The organism is Rhizobium sp. LARHSG275, assembly GCF_052871115.1.
In genome coordinates, this window is record NZ_JBIXJN010000002.1 from 24,557 (window position 1) to 50,782 (window position 26,226).

At 59.4% G+C, this 26,226-nt stretch carries 24 protein-coding genes; 10 read left to right on the forward strand and 14 right to left on the reverse strand.

Features of this window, described 5'->3' with window-relative positions; genetic code table 11:
- Positions 1–255 precede the first annotated feature (255 nt).
- From ACIPSK_RS01995 to ACIPSK_RS02020, 6 genes are all read right to left on the reverse strand, one after another.
- Complete coding sequence (locus ACIPSK_RS01995; protein WP_162118397.1) at positions 256–924, reverse strand: VOC family protein; 669 nt, start codon at positions 922–924, stop codon at positions 256–258.
- A gap of 287 nt (positions 925–1,211) precedes the next feature.
- The gene (locus tag ACIPSK_RS02000) at positions 1,212–1,835 is read right to left on the reverse strand and encodes an isochorismatase family cysteine hydrolase (RefSeq protein ID WP_162118398.1); all 624 of its coding nucleotides are present in this window, start codon (positions 1,833–1,835) and stop codon (positions 1,212–1,214) included.
- Positions 1,836–1,868: 33 nt separating this feature from the next.
- A complete protein-coding gene (locus ACIPSK_RS02005) occupies positions 1,869–2,402 on the reverse strand; it encodes a hypothetical protein (protein WP_162118399.1) in 534 nt (177 codons plus the stop codon).
- Positions 2,403–2,521: 119 nt separating this feature from the next.
- Complete coding sequence (locus ACIPSK_RS02010) at positions 2,522–3,526, reverse strand: enoyl-CoA hydratase/isomerase family protein (protein WP_162118400.1); 1,005 nt, start codon at positions 3,524–3,526, stop codon at positions 2,522–2,524.
- A 40-nt stretch (positions 3,527–3,566) separates the two neighbouring features.
- Complete coding sequence (locus tag ACIPSK_RS02015) at positions 3,567–4,037, reverse strand: RidA family protein (RefSeq protein WP_162118401.1); 471 nt, start codon at positions 4,035–4,037, stop codon at positions 3,567–3,569.
- Positions 4,031–4,756 (reverse strand): SDR family NAD(P)-dependent oxidoreductase, encoded by a 726-nt coding sequence (locus ACIPSK_RS02020; protein ID WP_162118402.1) that lies wholly within the window; start codon positions 4,754–4,756, stop codon positions 4,031–4,033. Before ACIPSK_RS02020 ends, ACIPSK_RS02015 begins: the two co-directional genes overlap by 7 nt.
- Before the next feature lie 347 nt (positions 4,757–5,103).
- Between ACIPSK_RS02020 and ACIPSK_RS02025 the strand changes: the two genes are divergently transcribed.
- Complete coding sequence (locus ACIPSK_RS02025) at positions 5,104–5,610, forward strand: YybH family protein (RefSeq protein WP_162118403.1); 507 nt, start codon at positions 5,104–5,106, stop codon at positions 5,608–5,610.
- An 80-nt stretch (positions 5,611–5,690) separates the two neighbouring features.
- Positions 5,691–6,395 (forward strand): type 1 glutamine amidotransferase domain-containing protein, encoded by a 705-nt coding sequence (locus ACIPSK_RS02030; RefSeq protein ID WP_162118404.1) that lies wholly within the window; start codon positions 5,691–5,693, stop codon positions 6,393–6,395.
- Positions 6,396–6,503: 108 nt separating this feature from the next.
- Here ACIPSK_RS02030 and ACIPSK_RS02035 read toward each other — a convergent pair whose 3' ends face one another.
- Positions 6,504–7,295, reverse strand: coding sequence for a phenylalanine 4-monooxygenase (locus ACIPSK_RS02035; protein ID WP_162118405.1), 792 nt, complete (start codon positions 7,293–7,295; stop codon positions 6,504–6,506).
- A 123-nt stretch (positions 7,296–7,418) separates the two neighbouring features.
- Here ACIPSK_RS02035 and ACIPSK_RS02040 point away from each other — a divergent pair, with 123 nt between their 5' ends.
- Positions 7,419–7,880: an Lrp/AsnC family transcriptional regulator gene (locus ACIPSK_RS02040; RefSeq protein ID WP_012757075.1), complete on the forward strand. Its 462-nt coding sequence runs from the start codon at positions 7,419–7,421 to the stop codon at positions 7,878–7,880.
- A gap of 53 nt (positions 7,881–7,933) precedes the next feature.
- Here ACIPSK_RS02040 and ACIPSK_RS02045 read toward each other — a convergent pair whose 3' ends face one another.
- Complete coding sequence (locus ACIPSK_RS02045) at positions 7,934–8,413, reverse strand: Lrp/AsnC family transcriptional regulator (RefSeq protein WP_162118406.1); 480 nt, start codon at positions 8,411–8,413, stop codon at positions 7,934–7,936.
- Positions 8,414–8,543: 130 nt separating this feature from the next.
- Between ACIPSK_RS02045 and hppD the strand changes: the two genes are divergently transcribed.
- The 6 genes from hppD (at position 8,544) to ACIPSK_RS02075 (ending at position 16,670) form a co-directional block, all read left to right on the forward strand.
- On the forward strand, positions 8,544–9,653 hold the full coding sequence (gene hppD, locus ACIPSK_RS02050; RefSeq protein WP_017963962.1) for a 4-hydroxyphenylpyruvate dioxygenase: 1,110 nt from the start codon (positions 8,544–8,546) through the stop codon (positions 9,651–9,653).
- Between the two features lie 63 nt (positions 9,654–9,716).
- On the forward strand, positions 9,717–11,078 hold the full coding sequence (hmgA, locus tag ACIPSK_RS02055) for a homogentisate 1,2-dioxygenase (RefSeq protein WP_162118407.1): 1,362 nt from the start codon (positions 9,717–9,719) through the stop codon (positions 11,076–11,078).
- A gap of 28 nt (positions 11,079–11,106) precedes the next feature.
- Positions 11,107–12,132: a fumarylacetoacetate hydrolase family protein gene (locus ACIPSK_RS02060; protein ID WP_017963964.1), complete on the forward strand. Its 1,026-nt coding sequence runs from the start codon at positions 11,107–11,109 to the stop codon at positions 12,130–12,132.
- Positions 12,129–12,761, forward strand: coding sequence for a maleylacetoacetate isomerase (maiA, locus tag ACIPSK_RS02065; RefSeq protein ID WP_162118408.1), 633 nt, complete (start codon positions 12,129–12,131; stop codon positions 12,759–12,761). Before ACIPSK_RS02060 ends, maiA begins: the two co-directional genes overlap by 4 nt.
- A 356-nt stretch (positions 12,762–13,117) precedes the next feature.
- Complete coding sequence (locus ACIPSK_RS02070; RefSeq protein WP_162118409.1) at positions 13,118–14,449, forward strand: hypothetical protein; 1,332 nt, start codon at positions 13,118–13,120, stop codon at positions 14,447–14,449.
- A 589-nt stretch (positions 14,450–15,038) separates the two neighbouring features.
- Complete coding sequence (locus ACIPSK_RS02075) at positions 15,039–16,670, forward strand: DUF5677 domain-containing protein (protein ID WP_162118410.1); 1,632 nt, start codon at positions 15,039–15,041, stop codon at positions 16,668–16,670.
- A gap of 281 nt (positions 16,671–16,951) precedes the next feature.
- On the opposite strand, the gene ACIPSK_RS02080 is transcribed toward ACIPSK_RS02075, so the two are convergent.
- Together ACIPSK_RS02080 and ACIPSK_RS02085 are read right to left on the reverse strand one after the other, a co-directional pair.
- Positions 16,952–18,064 carry a hypothetical protein gene (locus tag ACIPSK_RS02080; RefSeq protein ID WP_162118411.1) on the reverse strand — a complete coding sequence of 371 codons (1,113 nt, stop codon included), beginning with the start codon at positions 18,062–18,064 and terminating at the stop codon, positions 16,952–16,954.
- 391 nt (positions 18,065–18,455) lie between these two features.
- Positions 18,456–22,271, reverse strand: a complete 3,816-nt coding sequence (locus ACIPSK_RS02085; protein WP_446532626.1) for a vitamin B12-dependent ribonucleotide reductase — start codon at positions 22,269–22,271, stop codon at positions 18,456–18,458.
- Positions 22,272–22,392: 121 nt separating this feature from the next.
- On the opposite strand from ACIPSK_RS02085, the gene ACIPSK_RS02090 reads away from it, so the two are divergent.
- Positions 22,393–22,674, forward strand: coding sequence for a hypothetical protein (locus ACIPSK_RS02090; protein WP_162118413.1), 282 nt, complete (start codon positions 22,393–22,395; stop codon positions 22,672–22,674).
- Between the two features lie 242 nt (positions 22,675–22,916).
- On the opposite strand, the gene ACIPSK_RS02095 is transcribed toward ACIPSK_RS02090, so the two are convergent.
- The 4 genes from ACIPSK_RS02095 to ACIPSK_RS02110 all read right to left on the reverse strand — a co-directional run bounded on the left by ACIPSK_RS02095 (position 22,917) and on the right by ACIPSK_RS02110 (position 26,103).
- Positions 22,917–23,507, reverse strand: a complete 591-nt coding sequence (locus ACIPSK_RS02095; RefSeq protein WP_162118414.1) for a hypothetical protein — start codon at positions 23,505–23,507, stop codon at positions 22,917–22,919.
- A gap of 193 nt (positions 23,508–23,700) precedes the next feature.
- Positions 23,701–24,195: a xanthine phosphoribosyltransferase gene (gene gpt / locus ACIPSK_RS02100; protein ID WP_017963971.1), complete on the reverse strand. Its 495-nt coding sequence runs from the start codon at positions 24,193–24,195 to the stop codon at positions 23,701–23,703.
- A gap of 179 nt (positions 24,196–24,374) precedes the next feature.
- Positions 24,375–25,217, reverse strand: coding sequence for a universal stress protein (locus tag ACIPSK_RS02105; RefSeq protein ID WP_162118415.1), 843 nt, complete (start codon positions 25,215–25,217; stop codon positions 24,375–24,377).
- Positions 25,218–25,326: 109 nt separating this feature from the next.
- Entirely contained in the window at positions 25,327–26,103 is a 777-nt protein-coding gene (locus ACIPSK_RS02110) for a competence/damage-inducible protein A (protein ID WP_162118416.1), read from the reverse strand.
- Positions 26,104–26,226 lie beyond the last annotated feature (123 nt).

Consider the following 26,226-nt stretch of genomic DNA (forward strand, 5'->3'; position numbering starts at 1 on the left):
CTCGTTGATGTCGTCATCAAAGCGGGCATCTCTCGCTCGTCCGGTCGGCTAAAATTCGAGCGAACTGGGCGAGGCCGCGCCCGATGTTCCATTGGAACGGGGAGTTCGAACATGGCAAAAGAAAAGGCCGCCATCATCGCAGATGGCGACCCCAATCCAGGTTCGATCGCAACAGTTGCTGCGGCCTTGCTCTGAGCGGCCGGAAGCACTCTTCGAAGGCTCCCATGGCACATGCCGGCAGTACAAAATGAGCCATCAGTCGGGCAACGGCCGTCCTGAGCGCTCGGCGATCATGTACTGCGCATACCAGTCCGGCCAGTTCTCATCATGATTGCCGCCGGTGCGTTTCTCATGTTCGCCATGCGCGGCAGCGGCGCGGCGCAAGGCGCTCGCAAGGTCGCTCTCCGATGAGAATGCCGCGCCGGTGGCGTCGATGCGCCCTGGCAGCCTGGCCGTCACCTCCTGGAAGAGCCAGCCGTTTCCATCGGGATCGCTGAACGATGCGAAAGATGAGTAGCTCCCGCGAGTTGGATGCGGTCCGGCAAGACGACCCTCGTCGTCCTGATGATGGAAAACGCCGCCGACATCATGAAAGACACTGCTCATCGCGGCACCTCGGGCGGCCAGCGCCGCGTGAGCCATCTCGATGTCGGAAACGATCAGATGAAGGCCTTGCGCGGAACCCGGCTTGGCGGAGGTGACGCCGCTGCCGAAGATCACCGAGCACGGCGAGCCAGGCGGCGTCACCTGAACCACCCGGAACCCGCTCGCGCCGGAAACGTCGGCGTCCAGCCTCCAGCCAAGCCCGGTGTAGAAGGCCTTTGCGCTATCGACGTCGGAAACCGGAATAACCACGACTTCGAGCTTCATGTCGACGTCATGCACCTTCTCTGCGGCAGTCCTGTTGGGTTCCTGGATGGACATTTTCAATTCTCCCGTAATGAGCGTGATGGGCATTGCCCTTGACGCAGCGAACGATGCGTCAGCCCAGTGCGGCCGTCCATTGTCCCATGGTGTCGGTTCGATCGTTGCTGCGATAATCGGCGATGGTCGATGAAGGCCGTGCCGAACGCCTGTGATGTCCGCACGCAAGAAACGCCTTCGTTTGTCCGACAGAACAGACCAAGAGCCTTTGTTCACACTTAAGGCGTGCGCTCGCCCCCGCGGAGTGTGTCCGCAGAGGGCCGCTTTGGCGCCGCGCGACGTGCTTGTCACGCTGCAAGCGCTTCAACAACATCGCTCGTATTCACGATGGCGCTGGCGTAGTTGGGCATGTTGATTTCCAACGCCGCGTGCATCATCTCGTCCGAGTAGTCGGCAACGGCGTCCCTTACCACCGTGACGTCGTAGCCGAGCTCGGCGGCAAAGCGGACCGTGGCTTCGATGCAGGTGTGAGCGACCAGCCCGATGACGATTATCCTCTCGATGCCGTGTCGCTTCAGCTGCAAATCGAGATCGGTGTTGGCAAATCCGCTTGAACACCAGTGCTCCGAGGCGACGATCTCGCCATTGGCCGGAACGAACTCGGCACGGAATTCTCCGCCCCAGGTCCCGCACTCGAAACTTCTGCGGTGCCACGCCGCGCGCTGGATCGGCGCCACGAATTTCCAGTTCTCATAATCGCCTTCCCGGTACCGGTGATGCATGGCGAAAAAGATGCGAAGCTTCGCAGCACGCGCTGCGGACAGGACCTGCTGCATGTGTGGCACGCAGTTGTTCGCTTCCGCCACGTCCTTGATCCGAGGCCAGATCTTTCCGCCCTCGGAAATGAAGTCATTGTAGGGGTCGACGACCACGAGGCCGGTATTATTTGGATCATATGATAGAGGTTTCATGGTGCTCTCCGTGCGGCAACTGGATTTAGGTGATCAGTCGTTGCGAAGCGCGGCGCGCTCTATGCTTGCGGCGAAAAGCGGCGTCTCGCCCTTGTTATGGGCAATGGACATCGGCTGGCGTTGCGTCCGGAAGATGTCGAATGGAATCCCCTGGCGGTCGAGGAAGGCAAGCATCTCGTCAGTAGCGTAGGACCTGACGCGGTTGGTGAACTCGCATTTCGCGTCGTCGAGCCTCTTGGCGCTTAGTTCCCAGGTCACATGGATGGTTGTACGTCCCGACGGTGTGAACACGTCCGAGTCGGAGTCGAGGATCAGATGATCCCTCTCGCCGAGCGTCTCGACATAATGCTGGACCATCAGACTGCCGCCGATGGTCTCGACATTGATCGACATCCGTCTGCCGTCCGGCGTCGTGGTGAAGCCAGCCGTGATGTGGGCTGGAGAGCAACCCTGATAGTCCTTCTCGGATAAGGCGAAGCACCATTGAGGAATGTCGATCTTCTCGATCGGGGCATTGATGATGGCGGAAAAGCTTGAATCGACGATCTGGTTCTCAACGCTGCGCATGTCATTTCTCCGTTGTTCATGGTGATGTGCAGGCTCGCGAGCCAAGGCCTGCGATGCCCATGAAGTGGATTCTGTGGCATCACAGGGACACCGTTACCGAATATTGCGGTCTCTTCAGCCTACTTGTCGGCCAAAGTCTGCGTGTAATGGCCGAGCCTGGACTCAATGTCGGGGTTCGTCTGCAGGCCCATCTCCATCAACCTGCCGATGTTCTTTTGCGCGATGGGGCGCTGGACCGAAGAAATGAAGGCGTCCCAGCCGGCACCGATTTCCGGGTCGGTCGGCAGGCTGGCGAAATCGACCAGCCGTTTCGTATCCGCGATGGCTCCCCGGTCAAATCCAGAGATGCGCGCTGCAAGCGAGTTGACGAAGGGATCGAGCTTGTCGTCTGCGAACGAGCGGTTCACGTAACCATACTGCTCGGCCAGTTCGCCGTTGATGTCGTCGGATCCGAGCAGGACTTCAAGCGCGCGCCCTCGGCCCATCAGCCTGGGAAGCCGTGCCATGGGGCCGCCGCCCGGGACGAAGCCGGCGCCGACCTCCCATTGTGATAGAATGGCCTTTTCCCGGCTCGCAAAGCGCATGTCGCTTGCCAGGGCGAGCTCGCTTCCGACCCCGGTGGCGCGCCCACGGATCAAAGCGATCGATACGACCGGCGCCTTGCTCAATCGCACCAGCATGTCGGGAAGCGGATGAAGGCCGGTGCGCCCTGAGGGAAGGCTCGTCGACTCCTCCAGAGGCGGCGTGAAATTGTAATGGGTCAGAAAAAAGCCCGGCACGTCGCTGTCGAACACGACGACCCTGAGTTTCGGATCGGTCTCGATGTCGGCGATAACCTTCTCGAGCTGCGGAATGGTCTCCGGACCGAATATATTGAACGGAGGGTTGTCGAATGTCACCCGCCAATAGGCAGGCGTCCGCCTGTCCACTTTGATCTGGGATTTGTGTGGTGTTTCGGACCCGGGCTTTGATTGTAGCGTGCTGTCCGGCTTGAGTGGCGACTGGCCGGAAAGCGCAAGCGCCGGCAGCATCAGGACCGCCGAGGCTGTCAGAAACGTGGATGACGCGGCGACGACGGCGAGAGCGCGTCGGGGCCGCAACCTTTTCGATGATGTGAGTGTCATGATTGTCTCCATGTCTGGGCTTGGTCAGCGAATTCCTCCGCTAGGGCTCAATTTCAAGAATGAGTTCGATTTCGACGGGCATTCCGAGCGGGATGCTGGTGACGCCGAGAACGATACGCGGCGGAATCCTTTCCGCTCCGAAGATGTCGAGCAGAAGCTCGGAGGCGCCGTCTGCCACCTTCGGATGTTCGCGGAACGCGTGGGATGTCGCGATATAGACGCCGAGCTTGGAAATACGACGAACCGAGTTCAACGATCCCAGGTGCGACCTCGCGGCCGCGATGCCGCTGAGGCAGGCGGTGCGCGCGGCATCATAGCCTTGAAGGGTCGATAGCTCCTCGCCGACCCGCCCGAAGTAGACGGGATCGTGGCCGATCACCGGAAGCATGCCGCTCAGGAACAGCAGCGGCCCTGACTGGATCGCCTCGACATAGGCGCCGAAAGGCGTCGGCGGGGGAGGCAGCACGATCCCCAGTTCCTGCAGGCGCCCCTCCGGGTCGCGGCCTACCATTTTCCCAAATGTGCGCCGTTGTCGACGTGCAGCACCTCCCCGGTGATATTCGCTGACTCGGTCAGATACACGACGCCGTCGACGATCTCCTGGACGGCCGTGATCGTTCCCATCGGCGAAAGCGATTTGAGATAATCTTGTGGGTTCGTCGCATGCAGCGGCGTATCGACCACACCCGGCGACACCGCATTGACCCGGATGTTATCTCTGGCAAATTCCAGCGCCAGGCTCTTGGTGATGGCATTGAGGCCGCCTTTCGTGATCATCGGCACGGACGCCGTCACGCCGGCGATCGGATGATCCGTCAACGACGACGTGATGGTGACGACGCTTCCTCCCGACTTCTGGCGAAGCATCTGCCTGACAGCGGACTTGGTGAAGTGAAGGAAGCCTTCGACGTTGGTCGCTGTGAGGCGCCGAAAGTCATCGATCGTGTAGTCGAGGAAAGGCTTGGTGACGAAGATGCCGGCGTTATTGACCAGCGCGTCGATCGACCCGAACCGCTCGACGGCCCGCTGCGCCACACGCTCGGCGGTCTCCGGATCGGCGACATCGCCGTCGATCAACGCCAGCCTGTCATTGCGCTCCAACGCGCTCGTCTCGCTGATGCGTCTCGACGTCCCGACGACATTGTATCCCTTATCGAGGAAGGTCTTCACGAGGCCGGCGCCGATCCCTTGGGATGCGCCGGTGATCACCACTGTCTTGTGCAGGCTCATTTTCGCCTCCGTTACTGGGCGATCGATCAGCCGCCCACCACCAATGGCCGGGCGCTGCCTCGATCGCGAGTTGTGTGCTGATCCGGCCTTCAGCCGGGAACGGTTTCGACGTCTCCGTTGCCGTTCTGCCAGGAGCATCTCGCCAAAAACGGTCGCCGCCTATTGTACCAAGGTGTCGCCGATACCTTTGGGTGGGATGGCGAGACCGAGCGCTGATCACCGGAGGAAACCGACTCCGCGCGTTGACGACACCATCGTCTAATGGAATCCGCTTTTTTCTTTCCGCATTCTCAGCAAGCCAGCCCAGGCCGGCGCTCCTTTGAAACCAAACGGAAAGAGGTTCTGACATGCAGAGGCATCTTCGAGAGATAACGGGAAACGAGGCGAAGACCGGCGACGGTTCTCTAGACGCGCTCATAGAGTTCTACAGGGCGTTCAACGCTGCCGACATGAGGGCGCTGGAAGCCGTCTGGGTCGAGGGCGAAGCTCCGAGCATGGACAATCCCATCGGCGGAATCCGACACGGCTGGGGCGCGATTGCCGAGGGGTATTCCAGGCTCTTTCAAGGTCAGGCGAAGGTGCAGGTGGTATTCCACGACTTCACGAGCCAGGGCGGAGAAGACTGGCACCTCTTTGTCGGCCGAGAAAGAGGCCGATGCGAGACACCCGAGGAGGGGCTCGATGTCGCCTTTCGCACGACACGCTGGTTCGTTCGAAGGAACGACGTCTGGCGGCAACTCCACCACCACGGTTCGGTCGAAGACCCCAAGATGCTTGCCGACTACCAACGCTTGATTTTTGGGGGCAGGGCGAAGGGAAGCCAATACCAAGGTATCGCCGATACCAAGGTGTAACTGTTGTACGAGCGGAAACTTGCCATACTTCTCCTCACGCAGCCGGTTCTGACTGCGGTCGAACAAGAAGGAGTCGACAGATGAAGATCCTGATGGTGTTTACGTCCCATGACATTCTTGGCAGCACCGGCCGAAAGACGGGCTTCTGGCTCGAAGAAGGAGCTGCACCCTACTATGTCTTTCGCGATGCCGGCGTTGAACTCGTCCTCGCCTCGCCCAAAGCCGGTCAGCCGCCGGTCGATCCGAAGAGCGATCTGCCGGAAAACCAGACGGAGGCGATGACTCGCTTCAAGCAGGACGCAGCGGCGCAGAAGGATTTCGCCAACACCTTGAAGCTGGCGGACATGCGCTCGGAGGACTTCGACGCAGTATTCTATCCGGGCGGCCACGGACCGATGTGGGATCTGGTCGACAACCCGGATTCGATCTCCCTGATCGAGTCCTTCTATAATTCCGGTAAGCCGGTTGCCGCCGTCTGCCATGCACCTGGGGTGCTGCATCGGGTGACATATAACGGCGCGCCGATCGTCAAAGGTAAACGCGTCACAGGGTTTGCGAACAGCGAAGAGGAAGAGGTTCAACTCACCGACGTTGTGCCGTTCCTGGTCGAAGATGAATTGAAGCGGCTCGGCGGACTCTATGAAAAAGCGCCGAACTGGCAGAGCTTCGCCATTACGGACGGCCGGTTGATCACCGGACAGAACCCGGCTTCTTCGACTGCCGGGGCGCAGGCCCTGGTCAAACTACTCGCCAAGCAGTCTACGGCCGGTTCGAATGCTGCGTGAGTGACGACTGAGGTGGCCAGGCTGACAAATTCAGGTCGTGGTCGCAAGCCCTTTGATTTGCGACCACGAAACGCTTCTTATGTAGGGATCCCGGCCTATCATCCGAACTCACGACGCTTTGGCTTCAAAAGCGGGGGCGAAATCACCCAGCGATATTGCCTTGAGGACGGTGGCCTCGATATTCTGCTCCACGATCGCTTCAAGATCGGCGAAGCCGTCGATTACATAATAGATCGGCTGGAGGATATCGATCCGGTAGGGCGTCCGGAGCACGCTCAGCAGATCGAACGGCCGGAATTCGCATGCCTTGCCGTCCATGGCCGCCTTCGCTTCGCTAGGAGATGAGACGATGCCTGCGCCGAAGCAGCGGCGGCCCTGCGGCGTGTTGATCAGGCCGAATTCGACGGTGAACCAGAAGATGCGGAACAGATGCCAGGAATAGCCCTTGCCGAGGCGGACGGCCGTTTCGCCGAAATGCCGGACGAAATTGGCATAGCTCTGGTTGGTGAGCATGGGGCAGTGGCCGAAAACCTCGTGGAACAGGTCTGGTTCCTCGATATAGTCGATATGCTCGCGACGGCGCAGGAAGGTTGCGAGCGGGAATTTGCCTTGCGACAGAAGCTCATAAAAGCGCGAGGGCGGAATGAGCGCCGGCACGCCTTCGACGCCAAAGCCGGTGGTCTCGTTCAGGCGTCTGTTCACATCGACAAGCTGAGGCACCTTGTCGGGCTTCAGCCCCAGCATTTTGACGCCGTCCAGATACTCGCGGCAGGCCATGTCGGAAAGCAGCGTCATCTGACGCCGGTAGAGTTCACCCCAGATCGCATCTTCATCCGGAGTGTAGTCATACAAACCATCCGGGCCGGGCAGTTTGGCGGTGTAGCTGCTTTCCTTAGTCATGTGCTGATCCTCCCGAGCAGGGCGCTTTTCCTGCCATTATGATCCGAGTCTGGAGGATTTTCTTTCCTTTCATGCTGGCTATCACCATAATGGTGGCAAATATTCCCGAATGAGATGCAGAAAATGAAAGAACCTGGGAATTTTCGCCGCAAGCTGCTGCAGCTCGTCCAGGCCGACGGCAGCCTGTCGCTGGCCGACCTGGCGGAAAAGGCCGGCATGTCGCAGAGCTCGGCCTGGCGGAAGATCCAGGAACTGGAAGCCGACGGCGTCATCCGCAAGCGTGTGACGCTGCTCGATCCTGGAAAACTCGATCTCAAGCTCTGCGTGATCGCGCATGTGACGCTGGAGGATCACCACGAGGAGGCGGTCGCCTCTTTCGCTTCGATGGTGCTGGAGCGGCCGGAGATCATGGAGTGCTACGCCTTGTCGGGCGCCTTCGACTACATGCTGAAGATAAGAGCAAGCGACGTGGAAAGCTACGAAGCCTTCATGACCCGCTACCTCATGCGCAACCCGCATGTGCGCACGGTGGTCTCGAGCTTCGTGCTGCGCGAGCTGAAATTCTCGACCGAACTGCCGCTCTGATTTAGATATTTACGCAGGGCGATGCCGTCGACATCAATGTCGTGTTGTCGCCATCAATGTCCCGGCATCAGCACCGGAAAGCCCTCGAATGTCTTCAGCGTGTCGAGCACGATCGATGTCTTCACGTGCTGCACCGACTCGTGCGGCAACAGCACGTCGTTGACGAATTTCGAGAGGTCGGCGAGGCCGCGGGTCGCCACCGTCAGGTGATAATCCATTTCACCGGTCAGCGCATAGGCCTCAAGAACTTCCGGCAGTCCATTGATCAGCTGCGAAAATCGGCGGGCATTGTCTCTGTTGTGGGTCGCAAGCGTCACGGAAATGACCACCAGCATATCGAGACCCAGCCTCTGCCGATCAAGGTAAGCGCGGTAGCTGCGGATATATCCTTCAGCCTCCAATCTTGTGCGCCGGCGCGAGCATTGCGACGGTGAAAGCGCAATCCGCTCTCCTAGCTCGTTGTTCGTCAGCCTGCCGTCCTTTTGAAGTTCCTGAAGCAGGCGCAGGTCCAATCTGTCGAGCGGTTCATCCATTGCGCGAAATCCCAAAAACACTCACGGATCGTGCAGAATATCTTCCTGGAGCATGAAGAATGCAAGAACTTTGCACGCGTTTTGGGCCACACTTTGCATATCAAATGCCATCTCCTCTGGAGGAAAGAAAATGGGTCCTTTCCCGCATGATGCGCCGCCCTCGGAAATCACCGCCGACAATCCGGCCGGTACCGACGGCTTCGAATTTGTCGAATTCGCCCATCCCGAGCCCGAGACGCTGCGCGAGCTCTTTACACGCATGGGCTACGTTGCCGTTGCCAAACACAAGACGAAAGACATCACCGTCTGGCGACAGGGTGACATCAACTATATCCTGAACGCCGAACCACGCAGCCATGCCGCGCGTTTCGTCGCAAATCATGGTCCCTGCGCCCCATCGATGGCCTGGCGTGTCGTCGACGCCAAGCACGCTTTCGACCATGCTGTGTCAAAGGGCGCCGTTCCCTATGAAGGGCACGACAAGACGCTCGACGTCCCGGCGATCGTCGGCATCGGCGGCTCGCTGCTCTATTTCGTCGAGACCTATGGTGCCAAGGGATCGGCTTACGAGGCCGAGTTCGATTGGCTCGGCGAGCGCAACCCGCATCCTGAAGGCATCGGCTTCTATTATCTCGACCATCTGACGCACAACGTCTTCCGCGGCAACATGGACAAGTGGTGGGATTTTTACCGCAACCTGTTCAATTTCAAGCAGATCCACTTCTTCGATATCGATGGCCGCATCACCGGTCTGGTGAGCCGCGCCATCACCTCGCCCTGTGGCAAAATCCGCATTCCGCTGAATGAATCGAAGGACGACACCAGCCAGATCGAGGAATATCTTAAGAAGTACAAGGGCGAGGGCATTCAGCACATCGCCGTTGGAACGGAGGATATTTACGACGCCACCGACAGGCTTGCCGACAACGGCCTGCGCTTCATGCCGGGTCCGCCGGAGACCTATTACGACATGTCCTATGAACGCGTGAACGGCCACAGCGAACCGGTCGAACGCATGAAGAAGCACGGCATCCTCATCGATGGCGAAGGTGTGGTGAATGGCGGCATGACGAAAATCCTGCTGCAGATTTTCTCCAAGACGGTCATCGGCCCGATCTTCTTCGAATTCATCCAGCGCAAGGGCGACGAAGGATTCGGTGAAGGCAATTTCCGAGCTCTTTTCGAGTCGATCGAGGCCGATCAGATCAAGCGTGGTGTCATCGGGACCGCAGCGGAGTAAACTCTAAAGCGTTGCGCGCCTTGTCAGACGTGCAGCGCTGCGGGTTGTCGGGGAGGAGTGAGCATGGACCAGACATCGATCCAGACGTCGGATGGTGAAGCCGCGGCGGCAAACAAGCTGAAATATATGCCGGGGTTCGGCAATGACTTCGAAACCGAGTCACTTCCCGGCGCCTTGCCGCAAGGCCAGAACAGCCCGCAGAAATGCAATTACGGTCTCTATGCGGAGCAGCTTTCCGGCTCGCCGTTTACCGCTCCACGCGGGACCAACGAAAGGTCCTGGCTTTACCGCATCCGCCCGAGCGTGCGTCACACCCGCCGCTTCTCCAACGCGTCCTATCCGCTTTGGAAAACCGCGCCGTGTCTCGACGAACATTCGCTCCCGCTCGGCCAGCTTCGCTGGGATCCCATTCCCGCACCCGCGGAGAGACTGACATTCCTCGATGGGGTGCGGACCATCACGTCGGCAGGCGATGCCACCACCCAGGTGGGCATGTCAGCCCATGCCTATGTCTTCAATGAGGACATGGTCGACGATTACTTCTTCAATGCCGATGGTGAATTGCTGATCGTGCCGCAGCTCGGCGCCATCAGAGTGTTCACCGAAATGGGCATCATGGATGTCGAGCCCCTGGAAATATGCCTCATCCCCCGCGGCATGATGTTCAAGATTATGAAGGGCGGCGGGCAGACGGTCTGGCGTGGCTATATCTGCGAGAACTACGGCGCGAAATTCACACTGCCGGACCGCGGGCCGATCGGCGCCAACTGCCTGGCAAACCCGCGCGATTTCAAGACGCCTGTCGCCGCATTCGAGGACAAGGAAACGCCGTGCCGCGTCCATGTGAAGTGGTGCGGAAAGTTCTATGTCACGGAGATCGGCCACTCGCCGCTGGATGTGGTGGCCTGGCACGGCAACTACGCCCCTTTCAAATACGACCTGCGGACATTTTCTCCGGTCGGCGCCATCCGCTTCGATCATCCCGATCCGTCGATCTTTTCGGTACTGACCGCGCCCACCGAAGATGCCGGCACCGCGAATGTCGATTTCGTGATCTTTCCGCCGCGCTGGCTGGTCGCCGAGCACACGTTTCGTCCGCCCTGGTACCACCGCAACATCATGAGCGAATTCATGGGCCTGATCCACGGCCAGTATGACGCCAAGGAGGAGGGTTTCGTACCGGGCGGCATGAGCCTGCACAATATGATGCTTCCCCACGGTCCGGATGCGCTCGCCTTCGAAAAGGCATCCAATACCGAGCTCAAACCCGTGAAGCTCGATCACACCATGGCCTTCATGTTCGAAACCCGGTACCCGCAGCAACTGACGAGATACGCAGCCGAGCTTGAAACGCTGCAGGATGATTACCTCGAATGCTGGGATGGCCTGCAACGCAAGTTCGACGGAACGCCCGGTATCAAGTGAAGTCATCCTCCGGCACGGGATTTCGGACATGAAGCTTGCGACGTTAAAAGACTCCACGCGGGACGGCCGGCTGGTCGTCGTTTCCCGCGACCTGACCCGCTGTTCCGAAGTCGGCCACATCGCCCGCACATTGCAGGCGGCACTCGACGACTGGGAGCATGTGGCTCCGAGACTCCAGCTCATTGCCGAAGGCGTCGAGACCGGCGCCCAGCCGACGATCCGGTTTCACGAACATGACGCTACGTCACCTTTGCCGCGGGCCTATCAATGGGCCGATGGCTCCGCTTACGTCAACCATGTCGAGCTGGTGCGCAAGGCGCGCGGCGCCGAGATGCCGGCGAGCTTCTGGACCGATCCGCTGATCTATCAGGGCGGGTCAGACGCTTTCCTTGCGCCGCGCGACCCGATTCTGGCGGCTGACGAGGCTTACGGGATCGACATGGAGGGCGAGGTCGCCGTCATCACCGGCGACGTTGCAATGGGTTCCAGCCCGGAAGCGGCGCTCGACGCCATCCGGCTGGTGATGCTTGTCAACGACGTGTCGCTGCGCGGTCTGATCCCGGGCGAACTGGCCAAGGGATTCGGTTTCTTCCAGTCGAAGCCGGCATCGGCATTTTCTCCGGTCGCGGTAACGCCGGACGAGCTCGGAGATGCCTGGAACGGTGGCAAGCTGCATCTTCCGCTGCTCGTCAGCCTGAACGGCAAGCCGTTCGGCAAAGCCGACGCTGGCATCGACATGACGTTCGATTTTGGCCAACTGGTCGCCCATGCCGCCAAAACCCGTAACCTCCTGGCCGGAACGATTATCGGCTCGGGAACAGTGTCCAACAAGCTCGACGGCGGCCCGGGCAAGCCGGTGGAAGAGGGAGGAAACGGCTACTCCTGCATTGCCGAAATCAGGATGATCGAGACGATCGAGAGCGGATCGCCGAAGACCGGCTTCATGAAGTTCGGGGATCAGGTCCGCATCGAGATGAAGGATCATGCCGGCCATTCGATCTTCGGGGCAATCGAGCAGACGGTCGAAAAATACCAAAGGGCCGACCCGCAATGAACGAGGTCGTCCTATACGACTACTGGCGATCATCGGCGAGCTATCGCGTCCGCATCGCGCTCAATCTCCTGGGCGTCGATTATCAGACAGTGTCCATCAACCTGTTGGAGGGCGCGCACAGGACGCCGGACTATCTGGCCCTCAACCCGCAGGGGCTGGTGCCGACATTGGTGATCGACGGAAAAACACTGACGCAGTCGCTGGCGATCGTCGAATATCTCGCCGAGACCCGGCCGGAATGTGGATTGCTGCCATCGGATATTGCCGATCGCCAGAAAGTCCGCGCCCTTGCCTATGCGATCGCTATGGACATCCATCCGATCTGCAACCTGCATGTCGTGTCGCATCTGATGAGCATGACGGATAAGCCCGATGCCCGCGAGAAATGGATGAAACATTTCATCTCCGACGGACTGGGGAAACTGGAAGCGATGATCGGCGAAGCCGATGGCGCGTTCAGCTTTGGGGACGCGCCGACGATGGCCGACCTCTGTCTCGTTCCCCAGGTCTACAACGCCCGCCGCTGGGGAGTGGAGTTGACCGCTTTCAAGCGCATCGTCGACATCGATAGCAAATGCGCCGAACTGCCGGCCTTCCAGGTGGCGCATCCTGACCGCGTCAGACCGTAGCGGCAGACCAGCCGGGACAAAATCCGAAGACTCACTGCCTTTCCTGCAACTCTCGCATCAATTGCCGGCACGTATCGGATCGCGTGGACGGTGGCCTCACGATCGCGGCGAGGAACCGCCGTTTACCTTGTATCATCACTTCTGATTGTGCCGCTTGCCAGAAGATTGGTCCTTGTGCATTGATTATATGCTGTTGGGGTAGGTCTGAAATGTTCTCGTCAAAGCTGTCGATCTTCAACTCGTGATGGACACGGGTTTGGTCGCATTGAAAGCTGACGGTCTCATCGCAAGAATTCGATGATCGCCCGGCAATAGGTGGGCAAGATATGCTGCGAGTGACGACGGGAGAGATACACGTGCTCGAAGGCTGGAGAAGAATGCGGAAATCCGTCTCGTTCATATCGATGCTGCTGGCGTTCGTCGCCCTTGCCGCGGAGGCACATGCGGCCATTTCCTACCAACGTCTGGACGGCGCGCCGGGAGAGCGCGCCCTGGCGATAAAAGGCGTGTTCGAGAGTTCCGACGATCCGATGACGCTTGTCGACGAATATACGCAGTACCAGCCGAACTATGTCACCTTTGACTCGCCCGGCGGAAACGTGGTCGCCGCGATCAGGTTCGGCCGGGCCCTCCGCCTGCTGAATGCAAGAACGTTCCAGATCAGAGCCGCCGAGTGCGCATCGGCTTGCGCCTTCGCCTTCGTCGGTGGCGTTGAAAGGTTTGCCGAGCCGGGCTCCATCGGCGTGCATCGGGTTTCGTTATCCGAAGATGCCGGCATGGACAACAAATTGGTAGTCTCGTCGGTTCAATCGCTGACCGGCGAGATCATCGGATATCTCACCGATATGGGGGTAAGCCCCAATCTGCTGCAGCTCAGCCTGTCGATCGACAGCACCGATATACGGTATCTCACCGCTGCCGAAATGCGGGACTGGAACATCATCACGCCCGAGAACATGCCCTCGCCACCGGCAAGCACGTCACCACAGCCGGACGCCGCGCCAGAGCTGAGCGCAACACCCGCCATCATGCCATCGGACCCAAGCGCTTCCGAGGAGGCCACCGCATCCGCACCCGGCGACCTGACCACGGAGGCGCTTGATTTCGCCAACCGATACAATGACGAATGGTCGAAAGACAGTGCCTCGGCGTTGGCCTTTATGAAGGGCGTCTATGCCGACGAGGTCTCCTTCTTCGGGACCTTGGTCGACAAAGACGTCATCTTAAAGGACAAGGCGGCCTTCGCCCAACGCTGGCCGGAGCGCATATACAGCGTCAAACCCGGCTCCGTGACTGCCAGCTGCGCCGGAAAATGCGAAATGTCGGGAATTGTCGAGTGGTTTGCCGGAAACAGGGACACGGGTAAGACGTCCTCCGGGATGGCGGAATTCTCTTTCGTGTGGAACACGGCCTCTCTGCAGATCGAGTCCGAGACCGGAAAGGTGATCGCCACCGACAAGGGGGCCAAGGCACCGGATCGGTTGATCCATCAGTGGACAGGATTGGACGATATCTGCCGCACGAGTGTCGATCGCGAGGGGCCCGAGACGCTACGGGCATGCAAACGGCGCGACGAACTTGGTCCGCTGCTCAATCGCGCGGACTGGTGTTATGGCCATAAGGACGAAGCCGGAATAAACTGGGAGTGGCACAAATGCGATGCCAACTCCCGGAGGTATGAAGAGTAAGGATCGCCGGTCCGCGGGCGAGGTGGTTTGTCTAAAGGAAGTGTGAGGCGGTCATTGCGGTGGCTGCCGTAAAGCGAAGACGGGATTTAGCAGCCGTCAAGTGCCTTGATCCTCAAGACCACGGTCTTGCCAAACACATAGGTGGTCTGGACATCGGCGCGACCCGGGCAGCGGCGGCCGTCATTGGTGACGTATTCGTACGAAACCCGGACATCATCGTTGCCGCTCAACGCCGTGGAGGCGGATCGTCATCCTGTTAGATGCCGAAATCCAGGGAGTGCAGGATGCGCTGTTATTGCCGTCTTCGGATGCGCGCGGCTACGAGCTAAAGACCTTCGAGGATGCTCTGGATGCCGTGGTCTGCGCATGGGTTGGAACCTGTGCCTTGGACGGGCGGGCGAGGGCGCATGGGAAGTCGGCGATTCGGGTGCCTGTGCTTTCCGAAAGCCGCCCGATGGGGAGCCATTGACAGCCCTCGGTGACTCGCGCTCTGTGTATTACCGGTTGTAGATGGAAGGCGTGATCAACTCGCTATTCCGCCGAGAGTAACCACACAGGCAAGACCATCGGCTCAGGCTCAGGAGGAAAAATGGCGAAGAAGCCAGCGAAACCGGATGTAATCAAGCAGGAGAAGTTTAAGGACAGGAACCTGACGATGCTCAGTTCCCTCCCGCGTGACAAGGGCACCGTCCAAAACGTGTTCAAGAAGCTAGGACAGGGGATGCTCCATCCTGTCTCGTGGTTCGACGAATGTGTCCCCAACCTACTCTGGGCGGCCATCGCAGTGACGACGCTCGATCGGGATGCCGCACTCGTTGTTTTCCGCGAGGTCGTCAGACGAACGATTGACTTTGTCGAGAAACGCAAGGAGCTTTTCGTAACGCACAACTATCTGGCTCTCGCGACGAACGACGAATTCGACGCCATGATGTCGCCAGTCCTGGAATCCGATGCGCTGAAAAACGTCATGGGTGCATTGTTGATCTCGGATTGGCTTCCCGATCGAAGGCACTGGGCGAGGCACTACGCGCCTTTGGAAAACGAGGCCTCGATAGAGATATTGATGGCCGCGGTGGCCAATACGCATGGCCATCAGTCAGAACGTGCCACGGACATGCGCTGGCTGAAGCTGCTAAGTTTCATATTTGCTCAGGAGCGGATGTTTTTTGATCGATCCTTTGAAGAGGCCGTGTCCGAGATATCGGAATATCCGAACAAGGGAGAGATGCAAAGCGTCCGTCCAACCATCCGCGCGATGGAGATGGGTACCCGAACGGTTGAGTTCGGCACCGAGAACATGCTCGTCGATTGGCCTGCTGATCGCCCGAAACTGCCAACATATGATGCCGAGCCGTTCTGGAAGGAGATGCATGCGAAGACGCCCTGCCTAGTGCCCTCTCACTTCAAGCGGGCAGACGCTGGCCCCAAGGAAGCGCGGCAAGAACTCCTCGAAATCAGCAAATTGGTCGGCGGTCATTTCCATCGGACGATCACGACCACAAAGGCGGATCCGCGACACGAAGGCGCCTTCGGGCTCGTTCTGTACGCGTGCCATCTCGCACTCACTACAGCTATTACACCGACAAACACACTCGCGGAAGGACGGATCATACTCCGGACAATCCTGGAGGCTTTCATCACGCTGCACTATCTCACGGTAAAGGATGACGCAACGATCTGGCTCCAGTATCGAAAATACGGACAGGGCCAAACTAAGCTGGCATTTCTGAAAAACGTCCGCGAGGAGGAAATACCGGGTTTCATCGATCTCGATGAATTGGAGAGCTTCGCAAACGAGGACCGTTGGATGGAGCTCGAAGACATCGAGCTTGGCCATTGGGCGAACCTCAATCTGCGAAAGATGTCGGAGGAAGTCGGCCTCAGAGATCTTTACGACAAGTACTATGACTGGTCGTCCGGATATGTGCACGGCCAGTGGGCGAGCGCGCGGAGCACCGTCTACATCAATTGCTTCAATCCCCTTCACAGATTCCACCGGGTTCCGGGAGTGATGGGACCAGCGATGCCTTCGACGCTCGTCGACATTGCGAAAATCGTGAATCGCATGCTCGACGACCTCAACGCCCTCTATCCTTCCTTCAAAGCTCGACTATCGTGGCATAAGAAGGTCAATGAGGAAGACCTCAGTGCAGCGGAGCGGCCAGAACAAAACGAGTTCGCCGATCCGGTGTTAGGTGAAGAGGCTGCGGTAAAGCGCTGAGACACCGGATAGGAGATGTGGCAACACGCGACATGTGCCGCCCATGCGCGGTGATTGGCGGGCGTCGCACCACCAGGTTTTGAACCCTAGTCCTCGACAACGATGAGCCCGCAGTTCTCTTCAATCCCGTCGACGACTGCCACCAGGTCTTCTCGGACGCAGGGCAGGTGGACGCCCTCTCGCTCGCCATTTCTCACCCGGTCGCGTTCCCAGAGGAGCGCCAGGGTGAGGGGCGAAGGGATATACGCGCAGAGAAGCCTTGAATACGAGACAGCTTGGGTTCAATCCGTCCGCAATTCAATGATGTCGTCGTCAGTGAAGACCTGAATGTCGGTGTTGAGGCCCGATGCGTTGGCCAGGAGGTGAAAGAGTCCGATAATATGGCGATACTGCCGGACGATCAGATCGAAAATGTCTTCGCCGTTGTCCGTTTGGAAGGGCCTTCTGTAGCGATACAACTGGCCTTTGTCGGACAGTGGAACCGCCGAGCCCCAGTGCTCGCACGAACGGCTCCCGTAGGGGCGGCGATGGGTGAACAGGTTCCTCAGGTCACTTAGGTTCTTTATCCAACCCGCGGACACCCACATTCCCTTTTGTTTGGACTCTGCGATGAGGCCCCGATCGACAAGGACATTCAGGAGGCTGTCGGTTCCAACGTGACGGCTCCGGAGTTTCTTGCAAAGTAGCGCGAGCGAATCCACGTTGGGATCCTCCCCGAGCCTGAAGGCGATCAACGAGGCGAGGTAGTCGCGCGCGGCTCCGGCATGCAGAAAGAATGAATGGACGTGAGCGTAGAGTAGGTGGTCAAGGGTGCCAGATACCCGCTCTCCGTTGAGCTTGCTGTCGGCCATCAGGTCGACGAGTTGTTCGTGATAGAACCCGGAGATTTCCTCGACACTGATGTCCAGTCCTCTCAAGCTCAACGCGACGAACGCGGCCAACCTTTCGTCCGGTTCCTGATCATCAAAGATCGAAGCCACGTCATCGCGACTCGGATCGACCAGTTCCCTCAGCAAATGTCCTCTGCGTTGTCGGCCGATCTGGCTCGTTATGTTTCGCCAGAGGTCTGCTGCGCCCAGCATATGATTCGTCTGTCCTGGAATGATCGGAACCCAATTGCTGTAATAGGATCCCTTGTCCCACCCCGCATGCTGGAATGCGATCGCAGTCAAACCCAGGCTTCGCTCCATCCTCGCGAGATCAGCCCGCGAGAAGAAGCCGTTCGATGCGGGGCGCCCGCTGACCAGGACCGGTTCGAGCGCCCATTGATCTCCCTGGATGCGTCCCGCGCGAATACCACCGGTGAAATGGAGGTAGAGGCTCTCGCCGTCCTTCTGCCGGGGGATCCAGCGAAGTGGCGAGGCGGAATCCCCCCGATCTGAGCTCTCATCCACGGGCTAGCGAATCCTTTGTGCCTTTATTCAGTACCCTGCTGGCGGCCACCCGTTGGACATCAAACCGTTGAATGGCCCGAGTCCGAGGATGTACTGTCGCATGCTGGCGCAATCAGCGCTGCGGCATCCTTCCCATGCATTAGCCATATACACTTCAACTTCAACTGATGCATCGCGGACCTCCGTCCACCGATGCTATTGTTTCACCATTTGTTCCTTCATGCATTATCCGGGCACTTTTCAGTGCCCGGATATTTCAACTGCGGCTGTCTGATTTCCCCATTTTCACGGCGTTTATGGCGACCGTGACATTTCTTGGGGGCAAACGGAGTCCTAACCCATGGTCCCGTGACATTTGTTGGGGACCGATTACCAGTTTTTACTTCAATTTTTAGCTGCACCCACTCGTCGCACCGCAAGTATCGCACTTCTCGCAAGTCCCATTCCTCACCATCGTGAAGTTCTGGCACTCCGAGCACATGTTGCCGGTATAGCCCTGCATGATCGAGCGCTGGCGGCGTTCGGCTTCGCGCTTCTTCGCCTCGGATTTCGCCGATGCCGCGTCGGCTGCGGCCTTGTCGGAGAACAATGCCGTTGCGTCGCTGGTGAGTTCTTCGGTCACCTCTTCGGCGATCTCTTCCGCCAATTCCTTGGCGCGCTCCTCGTAATCGCGCTTGAAGGCGACGATTTCGGAGTTGGCGATGGCAACCGTCGGCTCCAGCTTGCGGGCAGCCGCGCCGGCAAAGGCGGTCACGGTGCCGGTGGACGCGGCGCGGGCAGGGGCTGATGTGGCCGCACCCTTGGGTTCGCCCGCCTGGCGTTCGCCGCCGGTGCCGGGCACCAGGGTCGGCTTGTAGCCGCGGGTCCAGCCGGTGGAGAGCAGGTTGGTCTTGCCTTCCTGGATGCCCTTGCCGAGTGCCGTGTTCGAGAAGTCCGACGTGTCGACATGCGCGAGGTCGTGGCGGCCGAGATAGGAGACGGCAAGCTCGCGGAAGACATAGTCGAGGATCGAGGTGGCGTTCTTGATCGCGTCATTGCCGATGACCATGCCGGCCGGCTCGAACTTGGTGAAGGTGAAGGCTTCCACATACTCCTCGAGCGGCACGCCATATTGCAGGCCGAGCGAAATGGCGATGGCGAAATTGTTCATCATCGCACGGAAGGCGGCACCCTCCTTGTGCATGTCGATGAAGATCTCGCCGAGGCGACCGTCGCCGAATTCGCCGGTGCGCAGATAGACCTTATGTCCGCCGACGGCGGCCTTCTGGGTATAGCCCTGGCGGCGGTTCGGCAGCTTCTCGCGTTCGCGCGAAACTCGCTCGATCACCCGCTCGATGATCTTTTCGGTGATGGTGACGGCCTGGGCGGCCAGCGGCGCCTGCAGCAGTTCCTCCAGCGCATCCTCGTCGTCCTCGTCTTCGATCAGCGAGGAATTGAGCGGCTGCGACAGCTTCGAGCCATCGCGATAGAGCGCGTTGGCCTTGAGGCCAAGCTTCCACGACAGCATGTAGGCGTTCTTGCAATCCTCGACGGTCGCCTCGTTCGGCATGTTGATCGTCTTGGAAATCGCACCCGAGATGAAGGGCTGGGCCGCCGCCATCATGCGGATGTGGCTTTCCACCGAGAGGTAGCGCTTGCCGATCTTGCCGCAGGGATTGGCGCAATCGAAGACCGGCAGATGTTCATTCTTGAGGAAGGGCGCGCCTTCCAGCGTCATCGCGCCGCAGACATGGATGTTGGCGGCTTCGATGTCCTTCTTCGAGAAGCCGATATGGTCGAGCAGGCTGAAGCTCATGTCGGCCAGCTGTTCGTCGGAAACCTTCAGCGTCTCCTTGAGGAAGTCGGCGCCGAGCGTCCATTGGTTGAAGACGAACTTGATGTCGAAGGCGCTCTTCAGCGCGGCGTTGACGGCTTCCACCTTCTCGTCGGTGAAGCCCTTGCTCTTCAGCGATGGCGGGTTGATCGCCGGTGCCTGGTTCAGGTTGCCGTGGCCGACGGCATAGGCCTCGATCTCGGCGATCTGGCTTTCCGAATAGCCGAGCGTGCGCAGCGCGTCGGGCACGGCACGGTTGATGATCTTGAAGTAGCCGCCGCCGGCGAGCTTCTTGAACTTGACGAGGGCAAAGTCGGGCTCGATGCCCGTCGTGTCGCAATCCATGACGAGGCCGATCGTGCCTGTCGGCGCGATGACCGAGACCTGGGCATTGCGATAGCCATGCTGTTCACCAAGCTCGAGCGCCTTGTCCCAGGCCGATTTGGCGTGGGCGACAAGATCCTGGTCCGGGTTTTCCGAATGGATCAGCGCGACCGGGTTGATCGACAGCGCTTCATAGCCGGAGCTCTCGCCATGCGCCGCACGGCGATGGTTGCGAATGACCTTGAGCATGCTCTCGCGGTTCGGCGCGAAGTTCGGGAACGGGCCGAGCTCGGCAGCCATTTCGGCCGAGGTCGCATAGCAGATGCCGGTCATGATCGCGGTCAGCGAACCGGCGATGGCGCGGGCTTCTGCGGAGTCATAGGGAATGCCCGACGACATCAGCAGGCCGCCGATATTGGCGTAGCCGAGGCCGAGCGTGCGGTATTCGTAGGAGAGTTCGGCAATGCGCTTCGACGGGAACTGGGCCATCATCACCGAGACTTCGAGCACGACGGTCCACACGCGAACCGCGTGTTCGTAATCGGCGATGTTGATGCGCTTGGTTGCCTTGTCCTTGAACTGCAGCAGGTTCAGCGAGGCAAGGTTGCAGGCGGTGTCGTCGAGGAACATGTATTCCGAGCACGGGTTCGAGCCGCGGATCGGGCCGCCGGCCGGCGAGGTGTGCCAGTCGTTCATCGTCGTGTTGAAATGGATGCCCGGATCGGCCGAAGCCCAGGCGGCGTAGGAAATCGTTTCCCAGAGATCGCGGGCCTTCAGCGTCTTCATCACCCGGCCGTCCTTGCGGGCGGTCAGGTGCCATTCGCCATCATTTTCGACGGCGCGCAGGAAGTCGTCCTTGATCGAGACGGAATTGTTGGAGTTCTGGCCGGAGACCGTGAGGTAGGCTTCCGAATCCCAATCGGTGTCATAGGTCTTGAATTGGAGATCCTTGTAGCCCTGGCGGGCAAACTGGATGACGCGCTGGACGTAGTTCTCGGGAACCTGATCCTTCTTGGCGGCGCGGATTTCGCGCTTCAGGGCAGGGTTCTTGTTGGGGTCGTAGCAATCGCCATTATCGCCGCCTTCGCAATTGAAGCAGGCCTTCATGATCGCCTTCAAATGCCTGGCGACGACCTTCGAGCCGGTGACGAGCGCCGCAACCTTCTGCTCTTCCTTGACCTTCCAGTTGATGTATTCCTCGATATCGGGATGGTCGATATCGACGACTACCATTTTGGCGGCGCGGCGCGTCGTGCCGCCCGATTTGATGGCGCCGGCGGCGCGGTCGCCGATCTTCAGGAAGCTCATCAAGCCGGAGGAGCGGCCGCCGCCGGAAAGCTTTTCGCCTTCGCCGCGCAGCATCGAGAAGTTGGAGCCGGTGCCGGAGCCATATTTGAACAGGCGCGCCTCACGCACCCAGAGATCCATGATGCCGCCTTCGTTGACGAGATCGTCCTCGACCGACTGGATGAAGCAGGCATGCGGCTGCGGGTGTTCGTAGGCCGACTTGGACTTGGTCAGCTTGCCGGTGAAGGGGTCGACGTAGAAATGGCCCTGGCCGGGACCGTCGATGCCATAGGCCCAGTGCAGGCCGGTGTTGAACCACTGCGGCGAGTTCGGGGCCACGCGCTGGGTGGCAAGCATATAGGCAAGCTCATCCTTGAAGGCCGAGGCATCTTCCTCGGAGGAGAAATAGCCGCCCTTCCAGCCCCAATAGGTCCAGGTGCCGGCAAGACGGTCGAAGACCTGGCGCGCATCGATTTCGGAGCCGGTCTGCTCATCCTTAGACAGGGTCTTCAGCGCAGCATCGTCGGGAACGGAGCGCCACAGGAAGGAAGGAACATCGTTTTCCTCGACCTTCTTCAGCCGGGTGGGAACGCCGGCCTTGCGGAAATACTTCTGCGCCAGAACGTCGGTCGCGACCTGGGAGAACTGCGCGGGAACGTCGATGTTCTCGAGGCGGAACACGACCGAACCGTCAGGGTTCTTGATCTCGCTCGTCGCCTTGCGGAATTCGATATCCGCATAGGCGCCTTGGCCGGCCTTCGTGAAACGACGTTCGATGCGCATAGTCTTGACCTCGCGTTGGCGCCCGGTCCCCGCGACCTCGGCGCAAAATTCCTATCCGGCGGCACTTTGTCGTCGCGCAGCCAGTCTCGTTTCCGTATTGTGACAGGGGTGTCATCCGGAGATGACCTTCCTGTATCTTGTGGTGATGGTGGCTGCAAACGCTAAATATAGTATTAACAGCTTATTATCGCCAGTCCCGATGTCACTTTTTTTGGAGGCTGAAAATCGCGCAGAAATCCTGCCAGGCCCGAACCGTTTCCGGTCGATCGCCCTGATTCCGCGTCCTAATTTTCAAAAGGGAACCGGGCTCGTTACCTCCGGTCCTGTCGCCGCCGCAACATCAGGATCAGTAAAGTTTGAAACAGCTGATTCCGTCAAGGGCTGGCTTTTAATTGATTGCTAACCACAACATGTTGTGGATGCGCCTGTGGAGATTGGGGAAAGCCGGGGAGCGCTGATATTACAATGGCTTGCAGGCGTTGCCGGCTAAGGAAAACCTCTGAATGGCAAAAAACAGTCCTGCGGCAAATCTTATGATGGCATTTCCGGAGCAAATGAGCATGCCGATTCGCCGGTGAAATCAGCGCTCTTGTTCTTAGGCATGTCGCTGTCGCAAACCGCCGCACAGTTTTGCGCGACACGCTTTTAAAGCGCATCGATGGCGATGGTGACGATGGCGACGCCGATCGGCCTATTCTCTCCGTCCATGACGACAAAGCTCGCCTGCGTCTCGAGATTCTGGGTGGATTCATTGCGTTCCGCCCGGTCGATGAAGATCTCGCGGGAACCGTTAGCGAAGGTTTGGAGATATTTCTCCTCGTCGCCCTGCCAGAAGTCGGCGGTGATGGTGCTCTGCCCGACATTCAGCCCGTGGCTGTCGGTGACGAAAAATTCGATGATCACCCCTTGCGAGGCGTCCTGCTCGGCTTTGAGGTAATGCGATATGGATTTATCGAGCAGCAGCTTGACCATCTGCAGGTGGTGCTGATCGACCTCCGACCGGTAGGTCTCGTCGAGCACCCGCATATCCATTTCACTGACGTCGCCGAATTTCGCGTTTTGCTCGGCAATAGCTTTCAGCACCAAGGGCGTTTCCACCATCGGTCGGATCCGCTTCTCGACGTAATCGCGCACGAGGGGAATATAGGCAGGCTCAGCGCGGACGGGCGCCAGCGGCAACAGAAAGGCCGCCAGCCCGACGGTCACAACCGCTCTTATATGCCCCCGTCGAGCCATCGTGCTTCCCTATACCGCATTGTTCGCTGCACGCTTTGGGCGCAACCCGACACGATTCGCATCCGTCGAGTTTATGAGCAAAAGATAAAATAGATGTGCAGATCCCGATAGCGGATTCTGAAAACCTCGCCGACAAAATCTGGAACAATTTCAAGTGGTAAATGCGATGGTTGCGCGCTTTGATCAGTGGCGATCAGCCCGCGCCCTTGGCGATCGGCTCCTGATAGGTGAAGCCCATGTCCCAGGGGAAGTAGATCCAGGTATCCTGGCTTACCTCGGTGATAAAGGTGTCGACCGTCGGCACGCCCTTCGGCTTGGCGTAGACGCAGGCGAAATGTGCCCTCGGCAGCATGGCGCGCACCTGTGCGGCGGTCTTGCCGGTATCAGTCAGATCGTCGACGACGAGCACGCCTTCGCCGCCATTTTCCATAAGTTCGGGTGCTATTCCCTTGAGCAGCACCATGTCGCCCTGGTTCACATAGTCATGATAGGAAGCGACGCAGACGGTCTCGATCAGCCGGATATTCAGTTCGCGCGAAATGATCGCGGCCGGAACCAGGCCGCCGCGGGTGATGCAGACGATCGCCTTGAATGTTTGATCAAGACCGGCAAGCCGCCAGGCAAGGGCGCGCGCATCGCGGTGGAACTGATCCCAGGAAACGGGAAAGGCTTTATCGGGAAGGGACATCGGGCTGCTCCGCGGCATGAAAAAACGACACGCCGTTTGTCGGCGACCGGACGGGCTTGAAGCGGCGATCGGCAAAACGCAAATCGCGCAGCCGGAACTGCGTGAGATGGGCCGAACTCGAAGCTGTCATCGGTCGCCGCAATTAGCGGGATTTGCCGGCAAAAGGCAAGAGCAGCCAATCAACGTGATAACAGGGTCAGCGCCGTCATCGATTGCAGCAGGGTCTTGGTCGTGCCGCCAAAGATCATCTGCCAGAGCCAGGAATGGGTATAGGCGCCCATGACGAGAAGGTCGATGCTGCTGTCCGAAAGCCGGTTCTCGATGACATGCGATGTGCTTTTGTCCACACTTTGGGCCGTCGAAAGCGTCGTCTTGACGCCATGACGTGCAAGCGTCGCGGCGATGTCGGCGCCAGCCGTCAGCGGCGATTGCAGCGCCGTGTCGGCCGGATCGACCGAAAAGATCTCCACCTCGTCGGCGGCTTTGAGGATCGGTAGCGAGTCGAAGGTCGCCCGCGCCGCCTCCTTCGAGCCGTTCCAGGCGACCAGCACGCGCTTGATCGGCTTCGGCTGGCGGATGATATAGGGGATCATCAGCACCGGCCGGCCGCTTTCGAAGAGAAAGCTGTCGACGTCGACGTGGCTGTCGGAAGGTCTGGCCGGGTCGGCCTGCGAGGCGATCAGGAGATCGGCGCTGCGGGCACTTTCGATCAGCGGCGCGGAGCCGTATCCGGTGGATGTGGCAAAGCTGCGCCACTCGGAGGAGGCGCCCGATGCCTCCGCTTTCGCCCTGAAGATGCGCTCAACCGCAATCGTTTCGCTGTGCGCCATGTCCTGCAGCGCCTGCACGGCGACGGGATCGGGGATTTCCATCGGTGCCACCAGCGGCACGGCGGAGATGATTTCGGCATGCAGGCCGATCACATGGGCGCCGCTTTGAGCAGCAATGGCAAAGGCGAAATCGGCAACCGCAGCACTATTGTCTGATGTATCGACAATGGCGAGAATGGTTTTGTAAGACATGTCAATTCTCCTTGCGCTGAAATGGCGTGCGCGAGGGAAGGAATGCGCCGGGCCGTTTTCCTGTTCCTTGATAGGGATCAAGGATGGACTTTGAGTTCCGGCGTTTCCCTCATGCCTCCGCGGAATGGTTTTCGGCGATGTCCTTCTTTTGGCGGATAGCGTCGATCATCGCCTGCACCTCGGCGCCGGCTGCATCGATTGCCGCCTGCGAGCGGCCGCGCACGACGATCTCCGTCGAGAATTTCTGGCCGATATAGCGCGGGTAGGAACCGATGCTGGTTTCCGGATGTGCTTTCTGGATAGCGGTCAAGGGCGTGCCGATCTCGCCTTCGCCGTAAGGGCAGGCGATGGCGAGCGAAAGCACCGGCGTGCCCGTTCGAAGCGTCGGCAGCACATTGTCGACCATCGCCTGGAAGACCTGCGGCACGCCGGCCATGACATGGACGTTGCCGATGATGAAGCCGGGCGCGGTCGAGACCGGATTGGCGATATGCACAGCCCCGCGCGGCATGCGCGCCATGCGCCGGCGCGCCTCGGTGAATTCCATCTCGCGGCGCTGGTACATCTCGGCAAGCAGTGTCATTGCCGTCTCGTCATATTCGCAGGGCACGCCGAAAGCCTTGGAGATGGCATCGGCAGTGATGTCGTCATGCGTCGGCCCGATACCGCCCGAGGTGAAGACGTAATCATATTTGCGGCGAAGCGCGTTCAGCGCCTCGACAATCGCCTCCTCGTCGTCGGCGACGATGCGCACCTCCTTGAGGTCGATGCCGGAAAGTGTCAGCAAATCGGCGAGGTGGCCGATATTTTTATCCTTGGTGCGGCCGGAAAGAAGTTCGTCGCCGATGGCGAGCATGGCGGCGGTGACGACGATGTCTTGGCTCATGGGGTGTTCCGTGATCTGAGGCTGGTGAATAGGTAGTGCCGTTCGGCCGCTTTGCAAACAGTCAGAGCATGATGGCGAAAAGTGCAAGCGGTTTTCGGACGACATCATGCTCTCACTCTTTGA